We start from the raw sequence: 13,710 nt of genomic DNA on the forward strand, positions 1-13,710 counted from the left end.
CCACCTACAACAAAGTAGGTGGGAGGTATACTCTATAAGAAAAATCAGAATAAAAGCGGGTGAAAAAATGTACATAAAAGAAATCAATACTTCACTAGATAGTTTTCAGTTATACACAATTTTTAAAGAGGATTCCTATAGCTTTTTTCTAGATAGTGGTATGACGGATGGGAAGCTAGGAAAATATTCTTTTATTGGCTCTAACCCCCTTCTCGTATTTAAAAGTAAAGATAGAGAAATCACCATACTAGAAAATAAAATGCAAGAAACCTTTGAAGGTAACCCTTTTGAAAAGCTAAGGGAAGTGTATACAAAATATAAAAGGAGTTATAAAAGCGAGTTTCCCTTTGTAGGAGGTTTTGTAGGTTATTTATCCTATGATTTATGTCATCACATAGAGAAGCTGCCGAGAACAGCTATTGACGATGTAAAAATCCCCGATTGTTATTTAGGATTATATGATGGTGTTATCATTATTGATCATCATACTAACCGTACCTATATTGCAGCTTTGGGAATAAAGGATAACAAGGAAAATATTGTTAATAAACTATCAAAAAGAATATATGAAGAAGAAACAAAAGGTGTTAAAATAAATATAAGCAAAACGAATCAATCTGTGGAGTTAAAGTCTAACTTTACAAAGGAGGCATATATTGAAGCTGTTAACAAAGTAAGAGAGTATATTAAAGCAGGGGACATTTATCAAGCAAACTTAACGCAACGTTTTGAATGCGTTATAAAGGAAAGCCCCTATGAGCTCTATGCTAAGCTTAGAAGCATTAATCCTGCTCCCTTTGCAAGCTTTATTGATTTTGGAGAAGGATATATTGTAAGTAGTTCACCTGAACGATTTATACAGATAAAGGGTAATAGGATAGAAACACGACCTATCAAAGGTACTAAGCCTAGGGGGAATACACCAGAGGAGGATCTGGCCAACAAAGAGGATTTACTAAACAGTGAAAAGGATAAAGCAGAGTTACTGATGATCGTGGATTTGGAGAGAAATGATTTGGGCAGGGTGGCAAAAACCGGAACAGTGAAGGTAACAGAGTTATTTCATTTAGAAGAGTACGCAACAGTATATCATTTGGTTTCCACAATACAGGCGGAGATGAGGGAGGACTGTGATGTTATTGACTGCATTACAGCTACTTTTCCTGGAGGTTCTATAACTGGTGCTCCTAAAATTCGTTCTATGGAGATCATTGATGAATTAGAACCTACCCAAAGAAATATTTATACTGGTTCTATTGGTTATATAGGTTTAAATGGTGATGTGGATTTAAATATAGTCATCAGAACGATTGTATGCAAAGATAATAAAGCCTATTTCCAAGCAGGCGGTGGGCTAGTATGGGATTCAGAACCCTATTCGGAGTATGAGGAAACGTTGCACAAATCAAGGGCAATGATGGAAGCCCTAAATGGTTAAAAAATAGGATGCTAAGGTGAGAAAAATGTATATTTCTATAAATGGGCACCTAACTTCTCAGGAAGAAGCAAGGATAACACCTTTGAGTGAAGGTCTTTCCTACGGTTATGGTGTATTTGAAACAATAAAATTTCAGGGTGAGACAATCTATTTTTTAAGGGAACATGTAGAGAGACTTAAAGACGGTTGTAGAAAAATAAATTTGCTACTAGATATTGAAGTAGGGGCGATAAAAAAACATTGTAGTGAGCTTGTGCAAAAAAATCATTTAGTAACAGGTGCATTAAAAATTTCTTGTATAAAAAATGGAGAAGAAAAATATATCATTTTATCTACAAGAGAAAATAAATATACTAGCAAAGATTATAAAAAAGGTTTCAAGCTGTGCTTTACTGATATAAAAAGAAATCCTTATTCAGTTCTGACTTATATCAAGTCTAACAACTATATGGAAAATTTCTTAGCAAGACAACAGGCATTGAATAATGATTATGATGAAGTGATTTTTACGAATTTTCATGGAGAAATTTGTGAAGGCGCTTTGTCGAATATCTTTTTTGTCAAAAAGGGTATATTGCATACACCTTCTATAGATTGTGGTATCTTGCCAGGAATCATGCGGCAAAAAATTATTGATATTACGGGGGATATCAAACTACCAATTGTTATTGGAAAGTATACGATAGAAGATATTATGATGGCAGAAGAGATATTTATCACCAATTCTCTTTTGGAAATTATGCCGATATGCCAAATACAAGATAAAAAAATAGATTTACAAAAAAATATTATTACTCAAACACTGATGAGACACTATAACCAGTATATAGCTACATTAGACTAAAAAAGGAAGAGGGAGAAATATGGATAAACCAAAAATAGAACGTGCAATAAGAGATATATTAGAAGCTATAGGGGAAGATCCCGATAGAGAAGGATTAAAGGATACACCAAAGCGTATTGCTAGAATGTATGAAGAGATATTTCTAGGATTAGAGGCTGATCCCAAAGAACATTTGGACATATACTTTCAAGATGAAAAACATGAGGAGCTAGTTTTAGTAAAGGACATATCTTTTTATTCCTCATGTGAACATCATTTAGTTCCTTTTTATGGAAAAGCCCATGTAGGATATATTCCTAAAGATGGAAAACTAACTGGTTTAAGTAAACTGGCTAGAGTTGTGGATACAATAGCAAAAAGACCTCAACTTCAAGAACGACTAACTTCTATGATTGCTGATACGATTGTTGAAAAGCTACAACCTCATGGGGTGATTGTTGTAGTAGAAGCAGAGCATATGTGTATGACCATGAGGGGGGTAAAAAAGCCTGGTGCCAAAACCTTAACCTCTGTAGTAAGAGGGGTATTTCAAAAAGATGCGAAGGCAAGGGCAGAGGCTATGGCATTAATTGACTTTGGTAGGTAAATTGGAGGTTAATGATATGCAAAACATTCAGTATTATCCAAATAGAAAAATAGAGTTAAAATGCGGAGATTACACCTTGGCACTAGGTTCTAAAACTTATGTTATGGGGATTTTAAATGTAACACCAGATTCTTTTTCTGATGGTGGTAATTACTCTGATATTGAAAAAGCTGTAACGCATGCACAAAAGATGGTACTTGAAGGTGCTGATATTATAGACATAGGTGGAGAGTCTACTAGACCAGGGGCAGGAGAGGTTCCTGCTGATGTAGAACTTAGCAGGGTCTTACCAGTACTAGAAAGACTGGTAAGAGAGGTAAAGGTGCCTATATCTGTAGATACCTATAAGGCGCAAGTAGCAGAAAAAGTACTAGAGGCAGGAGCCCATATCATAAATGATGTATGGGGCTTACAGAGAGATCTAGATATGGCAGGTGTTATCGCTAAATATGATGTTCCTGTGATTGTTATGCACAACCAGCTAGGAACAGAGTATGACAAAGATATTGTGGAATCTATAAGCGACTTTTTTAAGAAATCCATTCATATGGCTTTAGAAGCAGGAGTAAAGAAAGAAAAAATTATTTTAGATCCTGGAATAGGATTTGGGAAAACGCCCCAACAGAATATGGAGATTATGGCGAGATTAGGAGAATTTAATGCGTTGGGACATTCTATTCTTTTAGGAACATCGAGAAAATCTATGATAGGAAAGATTCTAGACCTGCCTCCAGAGCAGAGGGTTGAAGGGACTTTAGCTACATCTGTCATGGGAATTGTACAGGGTGTTGATATTATTCGCGTCCATGATATCGTAGAAAATGTAAGAACTGTTAAAGTCACTGATGCCATTGTGAGGTTACAACAGCATGGATAAAATACTTTTAAAAAACTTAGGATTTTATGGTTACCATGGTGTATTGCCAGAGGAAAATGTATTGGGACAAAAATTTTTTCTGGACATTGAGCTTTATGTAGATTTAAAAACAGCAGGCATCAGCGATAATGTTGAAGATACTGTCAATTACGCTGAAGTCTACAACATTGCAAAGGATATTGTTGAAAACAAAAGGTTTCAGCTCATAGAGGCTTTGGGAGAAAGCATAGCAAGTACTGTTTTAGGACAGTTTCCTGTGGTGAAAGAGATTGTAATTACCATAAGAAAACCTGAAGCACCTGTAAGAGGGATTTATGATTATTTTGGTGTGGAAATAAGGAGAAGATCAAATGGCTAAAGGGTATTTAGGCTTGGGAAGTAATATGGGGGATAAGAAAGAATATTTGGATCAAGCGATTGAACAAATCAATCAGCATCCATCAATTACTGTCAAAAAGGTATCTTCTTACTATGAAACAGATCCTATAGGTTACACAGAACAAGATGTGTTTTTAAATGTAGTTGTAGAAATCGATACAAGTTTATCTCCTTATGAATTGCTGGCCTATTGCAATGAGATTGAAGAACTGTTAAAACGAAAAAGAATCATAAGGTGGGGGCCAAGAACAATTGATGTAGACGTCTTACTCTATGAAAACTATACTTCTGACGATGAAAAGTTAACTGTACCTCATCCTCGTATGTGGAAAAGAGCTTTTGTAATGATTCCTCTGTATGAGATTGCAAAAGATATTACCAACAACGGTGAGCATATAGGAGAGATAATAAAAAACCTTTGCAAAGAAGGAATTAGGAAGGTTGACTATGACGGATAAAAAAATTTTAACCGGTAAAAAGAAAATAATAGAGGTAGGAAATATAAAACTTGGTGGTCATTATTCTCCAGTATATATAGCAGGACCCTGTGCTGTGGAATCAAAACAGCAAATTATGGAAACTGCACTTTCATTAAAAGAAATAGGTGTAGATATTTTAAGAGGAGGCGTTTTTAAGCCTCGTACAAGTCCCTATGCTTTTCAAGGTTTGGGTAGAGAAGGCTTAGAATATTTGAAAGAGGCTGGTGAGACTGCTGGTTTGCCTATTATAACAGAACTTATGGATGAAGGTCATATGGAAATTGTAGCAGAATATGCTGACATCATTCAGGTAGGATCAAGAAATATGTTTAATTATTCTTTATTAAAGGCACTAGGTAGCGTGAAAAAACCTATTCTTCTAAAAAGAGGAATGTGTGCCACCATAAATGAGTGGATGTTGGCGGCTGAGTATATTGCTGTTCACGGCAATCAAGATATTATTTTATGCGAAAGAGGTATTAGGGGTTTTGATAATTATACTAGGAATACATTAGATTTAGCTGCGGTGCCTATTATGCAGAAAGAGACAGGTCTGCCGGTAATTGTAGATCCTAGTCATGCTACAGGTATTAAGGATTTAGTAACACCTATGTCAAGAGCCGCTTTAGCCTGCGGTGCCAATGGTTTAATGATAGAAGTTCATCCTAATCCTTCCTGCGCTTTGAGTGATGGACAACAGTCATTGAATTTTCAGGAGTACAGACAGTTACGACAAGATATATAGCTTAACTCTCCAAAAGCCATGTGTAAACATATGGCTTTTTTTTATTCTTCTGAACTATCTCAATATAAGGGTGCAATAGGAGCTGTCATGATAGGAAGTTGAGAAGAAAAAACAGTGGCTTCAAGGTATGATGGTGACAAAAGAATGAAAAGTTTTCGTAACACTCTTCTTTCAACTGAATACTATACTAAGTATAGAGACCTTTCGGGGAGTCGGGGATAAAAATAATAGAGAGGTGATGGGTTGGATGATTCAAGAAGAGGGTAAAGGGCAAATACTCAAGAGAAAGTTAATAAGACATAGAGTAAGTCTAACTTATCCAGAAATAGTAGATTTAGAGAATAAAGAAGTGGAGAAGACAATAAACGACCTTATTCAAGAAGAAATCTATAAAATGATTGTAGAACAGGGGTATGAGGAGGATTATACAAAAGAATTTTGGGGTGAATACAAAGTAAAGCTTAAGGAAAACAATATTTTAAGCATGTTGATCTATATTAATTCTTACTCTAAGGGGGCGGCTCATGGACTAACTGCTGTCAAAGCAATTAATGTAGATTTGATAAGTGGAAAAACTTATGAATTACAGGATTTATTTGTAAAAAACGGTGTCTATATTGAAAAAATTAACGAAATCATAAAGGAAGAAATTGTTGAAAAGGACATACCACTTTTGGTAGAGTTCGAAACCATTGATAAAAAACAAGATTTTTATCTAACAGAGGATGCTGTAATTATTTTTTTCCAATTATATGAATATACTCCTTATGCTTATGGTATACCAGAGTTTTCAATTCCTTATGCAGTTTTAGCAGATTTGATCGACGAAAGTAGTCCTATGAAAGTTTTGATTGCCTAAGCTAGCCTTTAATAGAACATGGGGATAAAAATACTGTCTCCATGTTTCATGTTTTTCAAAAGCGTCATAAAGGTCATTCATAGAACTTATGGGGAATCAAAGAAGGAAAGTATACAATCAATATAGGATAGATACAATAATGAATATAGGATGATTAAAAATTCATTGAATCAATCCTACTTATACAATTTTTTAGTGATTTAAAAAATCAACGATGTAAAGAAAAAGTATTTAAAGCATATATTTAATTTTCACTATTACGTTAAACTATCGCACAATTTAAGTGATTAATCAAAGGAAGGTATGGCTATGGGTAAATCAAAACAAGAAACAAAGGTAATTATCGGCATGTCAGGAGGAGTAGATTCCTCAGTAGCAGCTTTATTATTAAAAGAAGAAGGATATCATGTTATTGGAATATTTATGAAGAATTGGGAGGAAACCGATGAATTTGGATATTGCACAGCCTCAGAAGATTATGAAGATGTAAGACGGGTATGCAATTATATAGATATTCCTTATTATACTGTAAATTTTGAAAAAGAATATTGGGACAAAGTTTTTACTTATTTTTTAGAAGAATATAAAAAAGGACGAACACCGAATCCAGATGTGATGTGCAATAAAGAAATAAAGTTTAAAGAATTTCTTCAACATGCTTTAAAGCTTGGAGCAGATTACCTTGCAACAGGACATTATGCACAGATTGCCTACAGTGAAGGAGAGTATAAACTTTTACGGGGAATTGACACAAATAAAGATCAAACTTATTTTCTAAATGCATTAGGACAATATCAACTCTCTAAAGCGATGTTTCCTATAGGAAATCTAACGAAAAAAGAGGTAAGAGATATTGCAGAGCAAAAAGGATTACCTACTGCTAAAAAGAAGGATAGCACAGGGATTTGTTTTATTGGTGAAAGAAACTTTAAAGAATTTTTAAGCAGGTATTTACCAGCTCAACCGGGAGAAATAAGAAGCTTATCCGGCGAGATAAAAGGTCGTCATGATGGTCTTATGTACTATACACTTGGTCAGAGAAAAGGTCTAGGTATAGGAGGAAGCGGTTCAGGAGAACCGTGGTTTGTAGCAGATAAAGACTTGAAAAATAATATATTATATGTTGTTCAAGGAGAAGAACATTCTGCCTTATATACTTATGGACTACTGGCAAGCGATCTACATTGGATAAGTGGAAAAGAAAAACCCCAAATCATAGAATGCACGGCAAAGTTTCGATATAGACAACAAGACCAAAGGGTTACGGTACATAGCACAGAGAATAATAGCTGTAAAGTAATTTTTCAAGAACCTCAAAAAGCTGTAACCCCTGGACAAGCAGTTGTTTTCTATGATGGCGAAGTTTGCTTAGGTGGAGCAATTATTGATAAGACATTACAAAAGCATGAAATAGAATGATAATTCTTTTGTTTTGCATCGTATAGTTTGGTAAAATAATACATATAGACAAGGGGGGGTATTATGAAGGTTCTTAAGAATGAAGAAATGAGAAAATTAGATGAAATTGCCATAAACACCTATAAAATTCCGGGAATAATTTTAATGGAGAATGCTGGTATCTCTGTAGTAGAAGAAATAGAAAAATCTTTAGCCTCAAAGGAAAATAAGAAAATCGCTGTTATCAGTGGTTTAGGAAACAATGGCGGAGATGGATTTGTGATAACAAGGCACTTGATGAATAAAGGCATACAAGTGATAACTTATATTGTAGGGGATACTTCTATGATCAAGGGAGATGCCAAAATTAATTTTGACATATTAGAGAAAATGAAGGCATTTATTGTGAAGTTAGAAAGCAGTGAAGATATTATACAGTTCCAAGAGGATTTACAGCAGTATAGCATTCTCGTGGATGCATTATTAGGAACTGGCTTACAGAGGACTGTAGAGGGAATAATGAGGGAAGTTATTCTAAAAATGAATGCTAGTAAAAAAGAAATTATAGCGGTTGATATACCCTCCGGTATCAATGGTAATGATGGAAAGGTACAGGGGGTAGCTGTTGAAGCAAAGAAAACAATAACCTTTCAGTTACCCAAAATAGGAAATATACTTTTTCCAGGAAGCTATTATGGGGGAGCGTTATTGGTAAAAAATATTGGTATTCCTAAAGAAGCAGTCAGCCTAATTCAATCTAAGATTCATTTGATTACAGAAGAAGTAGCTGCATCTGTTTTATCGAAAAGATATGGGGATACCCATAAGGGGAGTTACGGAAGAGCTTTTATCATAGCTGGGTCTGTTGGCATGTCTGGAGCAGCAATTTTGGCTTCAAAAACTGCCTTGAGGTGTGGTGCAGGACTTTTAAGAACAGCAGTACCGGAAAGTTTAATCCCTATCTTAGAAAATCAACTGATAGAAGGAATAACCGTTCCTGTAAAAGAGATGCTAGATAAAGGTATTATAAACTATTTAAAAGAAGAAAACGTTGTCGCAATAGGACCTGGTTGTGGTAGAAGCCAAGAATTTGAAGAAATATTACATACTGTAATAACAAGCGCAAGGCTTCCTTTAGTGATCGATGCAGATGGTTTAAATCTACTGGCAAATAACATTCACTTACTGAAGGATTTAAAGGCGCCTTGCATTATAACGCCTCATCCAGGAGAGATGTCCAGGTTAACAGGTTTATCTATTCAGGAAGTAAACGATCATAGGTTAGAGGTAGCAAAAAACTTCTCAGAAAAGTGGGGTGTTATCACACTATTAAAAGGAGCAAGAACGGTCATAACAGATCCACAAGGGCAGATTTTTATCAACAGAACAGGAAATCCTGGTATGGCTACCGCTGGTAGCGGAGATGTCCTTACGGGGATGATTACAGGACTTCTTTCTCAAGGCGTGGAGCCGCTGCAAGCTGCCATTGTCTCAGCCTACCTGCATGGCAAGGCAGGAGATAGAGCAGCAGAGGAATTGGGAGAGTATAGCATGTTGGCAGGAGATATCATAGATCAAGTACCCTTTGTGATTCAAGAAATTATAAGGGCGTAAATAGTAATTTTAAAACAGAGGAAAAATAAAAGCCTCTGTTTTTTTGTTTAACTTCTAAATATATGTATGAAAAAATAATTTATTATAATTAAAACACCAAAATCATATGGGTGGAATAGTATAGTATTACAGGAAATTTACTGTTTAAAATTAAAGAGGAGGAGATATCTTATGATGTATACACCTTACCCTGGCATATACCCCATTCCCTTTATGCCTATGTATGCAATGTTAGCTCATGCTTATGTACCGTATCAAACCTATGTGAATGCTTTTCCTTTAACAGAAGCTTTAATGAAGGGCACACTTTTTCCAGAACTATATCAACCTTATATTGAAAAGGATAAACGTTGGGAGGGAAGAAAATAATGAAGGAAAGAATGGTTTTGATGCGACAAATTCAGGATGTAGAATTTGCTTTAACTGAATTGCAGTTATATCTAGATACCCATCCCTTTGATCAGAAGGCTTTAATGGACTTCAACTGCTATAGTCAGCAGTTATTGATGTTAAAGCAACAATATGAAATGTCTTATGGCCCTTTATTAAACTATGGATTCTCACCCAGTCCGTATCCATGGAAGTGGTTAGATAGTCCATGGCCATGGGAAGAACAATTTTAATTTCGGAAGCATAAGGAGGAAAGTATATGTGGATTTATGAAAAAAAATTGCAATATCCAGTTAAAGTAACTTGTGGACCTAATCCTAAGTTAGCACAATACTTATTTACCCAGTATGGGGGGCCCGATGGAGAATTATCAGCAGCCTTAAGATATTTGAATCAAAGATATACCATTCCAACCAATGAGGCTAAGGGATTATTAACAGATATAGGTACCGAAGAACTAGCGCATGTTGAGGTAATTACAACTTTAATCTATCAGTTGACGAAGGATGCAACTGTTGAGGATTTTAAGGCTGTAGATATGGGCTCCTTTTATGCGATTCGTGACGGGGCATTATTCTATTCAGATTCTAATGGTGTCCCTTGGACAGCGTCCTATATTCAAGCGCATGCAGATCCCATTACAGACCTACATGAAGATATGGCAGCAGAACAAAAAGCTCGTGCTGTATATGAGCACTTACTGAATCTTACTGACGATCCTGGCGTGAAAGATGCTTTAAGATTTTTAAGAGAAAGAGAAGTTGTGCATTTCCAAAGATTTGGCGAAGCATTGAGAATTGTGCAAGAGTATATGCAGACGAAAAAAATTTTTTAAAAAATCATGATAGAATAAGGGTGTCAAAGGACTTGGCGTCCTTATTTTGTATTTAGAGGAAGAAAGTATTTGGATAGATGATTTATTTTATAAAATACTATAAATAAGACCCTATAGAATCTAGGAAGGAGAAAATCATGGTCACAAGATTATTTGTTATTGCAATTACGCCTAGTATTGCCATTGCCATAGCTTTATATCTGACAGATAGATATGACAGAGAACCTTTACCTTTACTTACAAAAGTGTTTGTACTAGGAGCTTTATCTGTTATTCCTGTTTTAATTGTGCAAAGACTTTTATTAAGTGTAAATATATTTACTGGTTTGTTGGGAATTGCTTTTGTTTCCTTTATTGTAGCTGGTTTAACGGAGGAATATTTCAAAAGAGCAGTAGTTTTATATAGTGCCTATCGCAGTAGGCATTTTAATGAAAAATTAGATGGTATCGTTTATTGCGCTTTTTCAGCTCTTGGCTTTGCTACTGTTGAAAACATTATGTATGTAGTTTTTAGGTTTAGTAGTAACTATTATGTAGGGATTATGCGGGGAATCTTATCGGTTCCAGCCCACATACTTTTTGCTGTAACAATGGGCTATTATCTTTCTTTAGCAAAGTATACAAAAGAGGAAGAAGTAAGAAGAAGGTATTTTGCAAAATCCTTAGTTACACCAACAATATTTCATGGGTTATTTAATTTTATTTTGATGGCACAGATTCCTATATTAATGATTTTATTTATTCCTTATGTTATTTATTTATGGAGATTAAATCTAATACGACTAAACAAATATACAAAGTACAGTAGAGATGAATTCAATCGAATTATAGAAGACGAGGAATAGTATAGAAAAAAACGACACAACGTCGTTTTTTTCTATCTATCACCAGCAATAATTCTGACAATATCTTTTAGGTCAGCATTTGCAGAAATGGTAAAGGTACCAGACTTTAACTTTAATAACAAATCTAATTCTTCAGCAGTTTTAATAAAATCATTGGTGTTTTCAATTAAGCCATTATCTAATAGGATTGTTGCAATTCCTGATGCAGGTGTCCCAGATGGAACAGTAATGACTTTATCTTCTGTTACTGTTACTTCTACCAAATCTTTTTCATCTGCGGCATCTTCTTCATTAGCTTCCGTATTCGCTTCCTCAGAAAATTTCTCGGCAAGTTCTTGTTGATGAACTTCTAAAAGAGGATCGATAGCTATAGCAGTGCTATTGGTGTTAAACCAGTCTCCTAAGCTGAAAACTACTACGCCAAACATAAGAGAAGCAATAATACCAGCTATAAAAACATCGCTAAAATCATGAAGCAAATCTTTAAGTTTTTCCATTATGTGTACCACCTTTAATTAAGTAATTATATACTAAGCATATCACAACTAAGATAAACTTTTCAATAAAAGTATGAATGTAAATATTAACACAATTATTTTAAAAGTGTTGAAATAAATTACATAATATTTGCTTTAGCAGTTATAATATGACTAAACTGATAATATACAATTAATAAAATCAACAAAAAAACAGTTAAGAACTATTTTAGGGGAGGGTAAATCATGTCAAGGCGCATTAAAAAAATTACAACAGTAGAGGATTTAGATAAAATAATAAAAAAGTCTAAGAAAAAGCCCGTTTTTATCTTCAAACACGATATTACTTTATCTGAGAGTGAAGAGGCGTATCAAGAATACATTGAGTTCATAGAAGAAAATGAAGAAGATATTCTATTTACTATGGTAGATGTTAGAGAATATGTGGAGGTTTCTGAGGCGATAGAGGAGATGTTGGAGATTAATCATGAGGCACCACAGCTTATATTGGTTATGGAGGAAGAAGTTGTATGGGATGATCAACAAAATAATATCACGCTAGATAATTTAATTGAGGTAGTAAACGAATTTATTTCTATATAAAGTAAATTTATTTAGTTGCTTTAAAAATTCCACAGTGTTAAAATAATTAAAGGGATTCGTTGCAAAGTAGAACAGGGGGACAAAGGATGAAAAAAGAAATTATCGAATGGATTAAAACCATTGTGTTATCATTAGTGATTGCATTAATTATAACAACCTTTATTAAACCAACCATCGTAAAAAACTATTCTATGGTACCAACATTAGATGAAAATAACTTCTTGATAGTGAATCGCTTGTTATATAAACAAGGAACACCCAAACGTGGAGATATTATCGTATTTAGATCTCCACTAAAAACAGCTGCTGGGAAGGACAAATTGTTGATTAAAAGAATTATTGCGCTACCAGGAGAGGAAATTGTTATAAGAGATGGCAATGTGTTTATTGATGGAGAATACCTTGAAGAACCTTATTTAGTAGAAGATTCTTATACGGAGGGTACAGTAGATTTGGTCATTCCAGAAGGAAAAATATTTGCAATGGGTGATAATCGTGAAAACAGTTTAGATAGCAGGGATGACATATTAGGACTCGTTGATATGGAGGACGTTATTGGAAAAGCTTTCTTGCGATTATATCCATTAAATAGAATGGGTTTTTTAACTACTTATGTGCCTGCTAAAAGCAATGCAATAACTGCATTAAATTAGCAAACATTTATAGAGATTTAGGCTTATAAAAATCTCCTAAACTGCAAAACATATAGTTACAAAAGTTAAGGAGGTTGTATAAAATGAAGGTAAGAGATATTATGACAAGTCATGTTTCAGCATCAAATGCAAATGCCAGCATTGATGAAATAGCAAGAAAGATGAAGGAATTAAATGTAGGTTCTATTCCTATATGTGATAATCAAAATCACGTTATAGGTATTGTTACTGATAGAGATATCGTCGTAAGAGGTATCGTAGATGGATTTAGAGTTTCTGATAATATAGAAAAAGTAATGTCAAAGGAACTGATTTTTGTTTCACCTGATACTCATACCCACGAAGCAGCAAGAATCATGGCTCAAAATCAAATTAGAAGATTGCCGGTTGTTGAGAATGGAAAGTTAGTAGGGCTTGTAGCTATAGGTGATTTAGCAGTTAGAAATATTTATGTGGATGATGCCGGTAAAGCTTTAAGCGATATTTCTTTACCCAGCCGTCCAATGATGTAATTCGATATTTTCTAAGATGTTCCCAGTACAGATACTGGGAATATTTTTTTTTGAATGATTTTATTGTCTTTTATGTTTATGAAAAAATTCCACAGGGTAAGAATATACTTAAGGTTTTTCTAAAATCTGTTTCTAAAAACAGAATTGTTTTTAATCATGTATTTTTTGCAGCATTAAA

General features: G+C 34.4%; 18 protein-coding genes. 17 read left to right on the plus strand and 1 reads right to left on the minus strand.

Translation table 11 applies throughout. The features are described 5' to 3' along the window. Positions 1–67: 67 nt before the first annotated feature. The 14 genes from pabB (at position 68) to BJL90_RS10655 (ending at position 11,288) form a co-directional block, all read left to right on the plus strand. On the plus strand, positions 68–1,438 hold the full coding sequence (gene pabB, locus BJL90_RS10590) for an aminodeoxychorismate synthase component I (protein WP_070967625.1): 1,371 nt from the start codon (positions 68–70) through the stop codon (positions 1,436–1,438). Between the two features lie 25 nt (positions 1,439–1,463). Continuing rightward, positions 1,464–2,282: an aminotransferase class IV gene (locus BJL90_RS10595; protein WP_070967626.1), complete on the plus strand. Its 819-nt coding sequence runs from the start codon at positions 1,464–1,466 to the stop codon at positions 2,280–2,282. 19 nt (positions 2,283–2,301) lie between these two features. After that, positions 2,302–2,868 (plus strand): GTP cyclohydrolase I FolE, encoded by a 567-nt coding sequence (gene folE / locus BJL90_RS10600; RefSeq protein ID WP_070967630.1) that lies wholly within the window; start codon positions 2,302–2,304, stop codon positions 2,866–2,868. A 16-nt stretch (positions 2,869–2,884) separates the two neighbouring features. Further along, positions 2,885–3,745: a dihydropteroate synthase gene (gene folP / locus BJL90_RS10605; RefSeq protein ID WP_081561954.1), complete on the plus strand. Its 861-nt coding sequence runs from the start codon at positions 2,885–2,887 to the stop codon at positions 3,743–3,745. Next, positions 3,738–4,103: a dihydroneopterin aldolase gene (folB, locus tag BJL90_RS10610; protein WP_070967633.1), complete on the plus strand. Its 366-nt coding sequence runs from the start codon at positions 3,738–3,740 to the stop codon at positions 4,101–4,103. The genes folP and folB overlap by 8 nt, the downstream gene beginning before the upstream one ends. Next, the gene (folK, locus tag BJL90_RS10615; RefSeq protein ID WP_070967636.1) at positions 4,096–4,581 is read left to right on the plus strand and encodes a 2-amino-4-hydroxy-6-hydroxymethyldihydropteridine diphosphokinase; all 486 of its coding nucleotides are present in this window, start codon (positions 4,096–4,098) and stop codon (positions 4,579–4,581) included. Before folB ends, folK begins: the two co-directional genes overlap by 8 nt. Further along, a complete protein-coding gene (aroF, locus tag BJL90_RS10620; RefSeq protein WP_070967638.1) occupies positions 4,571–5,347 on the plus strand; it encodes a 3-deoxy-7-phosphoheptulonate synthase in 777 nt (258 codons plus the stop codon). The genes folK and aroF overlap by 11 nt, the downstream gene beginning before the upstream one ends. Positions 5,348–5,594: 247 nt before the next feature. Then, positions 5,595–6,206, plus strand: a complete 612-nt coding sequence (locus tag BJL90_RS10625; protein WP_169824208.1) for a DUF3298 and DUF4163 domain-containing protein — start codon at positions 5,595–5,597, stop codon at positions 6,204–6,206. Positions 6,207–6,515: 309 nt separating this feature from the next. Then, positions 6,516–7,625 (plus strand): tRNA 2-thiouridine(34) synthase MnmA, encoded by a 1,110-nt coding sequence (gene mnmA, locus BJL90_RS10630; RefSeq protein WP_070967644.1) that lies wholly within the window; start codon positions 6,516–6,518, stop codon positions 7,623–7,625. Between the two features lie 63 nt (positions 7,626–7,688). Further along, positions 7,689–9,218 (plus strand): bifunctional ADP-dependent NAD(P)H-hydrate dehydratase/NAD(P)H-hydrate epimerase, encoded by a 1,530-nt coding sequence (locus BJL90_RS10635; RefSeq protein ID WP_070967648.1) that lies wholly within the window; start codon positions 7,689–7,691, stop codon positions 9,216–9,218. Between the two features lie 171 nt (positions 9,219–9,389). Further along, positions 9,390–9,587, plus strand: coding sequence for a spore coat associated protein CotJA (locus tag BJL90_RS10640; RefSeq protein WP_081561955.1), 198 nt, complete (start codon positions 9,390–9,392; stop codon positions 9,585–9,587). Beyond that, positions 9,587–9,841 (plus strand): spore coat protein CotJB, encoded by a 255-nt coding sequence (locus BJL90_RS10645; RefSeq protein ID WP_070967650.1) that lies wholly within the window; start codon positions 9,587–9,589, stop codon positions 9,839–9,841. The genes BJL90_RS10640 and BJL90_RS10645 overlap by 1 nt, the downstream gene beginning before the upstream one ends. Positions 9,842–9,867: 26 nt before the next feature. Further along, the gene (locus BJL90_RS10650; protein WP_070967653.1) at positions 9,868–10,443 is read left to right on the plus strand and encodes a manganese catalase family protein; all 576 of its coding nucleotides are present in this window, start codon (positions 9,868–9,870) and stop codon (positions 10,441–10,443) included. A 137-nt stretch (positions 10,444–10,580) separates the two neighbouring features. Continuing rightward, entirely contained in the window at positions 10,581–11,288 is a 708-nt protein-coding gene (locus tag BJL90_RS10655; protein WP_070967656.1) for a PrsW family intramembrane metalloprotease, read from the plus strand. 32 nt (positions 11,289–11,320) lie between these two features. On the opposite strand, the gene BJL90_RS10660 is transcribed toward BJL90_RS10655, so the two are convergent. Continuing rightward, on the minus strand, positions 11,321–11,785 hold the full coding sequence (locus tag BJL90_RS10660) for a hypothetical protein (RefSeq protein ID WP_070967659.1): 465 nt from the start codon (positions 11,783–11,785) through the stop codon (positions 11,321–11,323). A 225-nt stretch (positions 11,786–12,010) separates the two neighbouring features. Here BJL90_RS10660 and ytxJ point away from each other — a divergent pair, with 225 nt between their 5' ends. The 3 genes from ytxJ (at position 12,011) to BJL90_RS10675 (ending at position 13,532) form a co-directional block, all read left to right on the plus strand. Continuing rightward, positions 12,011–12,367 carry a bacillithiol system redox-active protein YtxJ gene (gene ytxJ / locus BJL90_RS10665; protein WP_070967661.1) on the plus strand — a complete coding sequence of 119 codons (357 nt, stop codon included), beginning with the start codon at positions 12,011–12,013 and terminating at the stop codon, positions 12,365–12,367. Between the two features lie 86 nt (positions 12,368–12,453). Next, positions 12,454–13,020: a signal peptidase I gene (lepB, locus tag BJL90_RS10670; RefSeq protein ID WP_070967664.1), complete on the plus strand. Its 567-nt coding sequence runs from the start codon at positions 12,454–12,456 to the stop codon at positions 13,018–13,020. An 83-nt stretch (positions 13,021–13,103) separates the two neighbouring features. Further along, complete coding sequence (locus BJL90_RS10675; protein WP_070967666.1) at positions 13,104–13,532, plus strand: CBS domain-containing protein; 429 nt, start codon at positions 13,104–13,106, stop codon at positions 13,530–13,532. Positions 13,533–13,710 lie beyond the last annotated feature (178 nt).

Origin of the sequence: Clostridium formicaceticum (assembly GCF_001854185.1) — a bacterium.
GTDB classification, from domain to species: Bacteria; Bacillota; Clostridia; order Peptostreptococcales; family Natronincolaceae; genus Andreesenella; species Andreesenella formicacetica.

What these genes read in the sequence shown, in the direction of transcription:
- pabB (WP_070967625.1), top strand. Translation starts at nt 68, where the DNA reads ATGTACATAAAAGAAATCAATACTTCACTAGATAGTTTTCAGTTATAC.
- BJL90_RS10595 (WP_070967626.1), top strand. Translation starts at nt 1,464, where the DNA reads ATGTATATTTCTATAAATGGGCACCTAACTTCTCAGGAAGAAGCAAGG.
- folE (WP_070967630.1), top strand. Translation starts at nt 2,302, where the DNA reads ATGGATAAACCAAAAATAGAACGTGCAATAAGAGATATATTAGAAGCT.
- folP (WP_081561954.1), top strand. Translation starts at nt 2,885, where the DNA reads ATGCAAAACATTCAGTATTATCCAAATAGAAAAATAGAGTTAAAATGC.
- folB (WP_070967633.1), top strand. Translation starts at nt 3,738, where the DNA reads ATGGATAAAATACTTTTAAAAAACTTAGGATTTTATGGTTACCATGGT.
- folK (WP_070967636.1), top strand. Translation starts at nt 4,096, where the DNA reads ATGGCTAAAGGGTATTTAGGCTTGGGAAGTAATATGGGGGATAAGAAA.
- aroF (WP_070967638.1), top strand. Translation starts at nt 4,571, where the DNA reads ATGACGGATAAAAAAATTTTAACCGGTAAAAAGAAAATAATAGAGGTA.
- BJL90_RS10625 (WP_169824208.1), top strand. Translation starts at nt 5,595, where the DNA reads ATGATTCAAGAAGAGGGTAAAGGGCAAATACTCAAGAGAAAGTTAATA.
- mnmA (WP_070967644.1), top strand. Translation starts at nt 6,516, where the DNA reads ATGGGTAAATCAAAACAAGAAACAAAGGTAATTATCGGCATGTCAGGA.
- BJL90_RS10635 (WP_070967648.1), top strand. Translation starts at nt 7,689, where the DNA reads ATGAAGGTTCTTAAGAATGAAGAAATGAGAAAATTAGATGAAATTGCC.
- BJL90_RS10640 (WP_081561955.1), top strand. Translation starts at nt 9,390, where the DNA reads ATGATGTATACACCTTACCCTGGCATATACCCCATTCCCTTTATGCCT.
- BJL90_RS10645 (WP_070967650.1), top strand. Translation starts at nt 9,587, where the DNA reads ATGAAGGAAAGAATGGTTTTGATGCGACAAATTCAGGATGTAGAATTT.
- BJL90_RS10650 (WP_070967653.1), top strand. Translation starts at nt 9,868, where the DNA reads ATGTGGATTTATGAAAAAAAATTGCAATATCCAGTTAAAGTAACTTGT.
- BJL90_RS10655 (WP_070967656.1), top strand. Translation starts at nt 10,581, where the DNA reads ATGGTCACAAGATTATTTGTTATTGCAATTACGCCTAGTATTGCCATT.
- BJL90_RS10660 (WP_070967659.1), bottom strand. Translation starts at nt 11,785, where the DNA reads ATGGAAAAACTTAAAGATTTGCTTCATGATTTTAGCGATGTTTTTATA.
- ytxJ (WP_070967661.1), top strand. Translation starts at nt 12,011, where the DNA reads ATGTCAAGGCGCATTAAAAAAATTACAACAGTAGAGGATTTAGATAAA.
- lepB (WP_070967664.1), top strand. Translation starts at nt 12,454, where the DNA reads ATGAAAAAAGAAATTATCGAATGGATTAAAACCATTGTGTTATCATTA.
- BJL90_RS10675 (WP_070967666.1), top strand. Translation starts at nt 13,104, where the DNA reads ATGAAGGTAAGAGATATTATGACAAGTCATGTTTCAGCATCAAATGCA.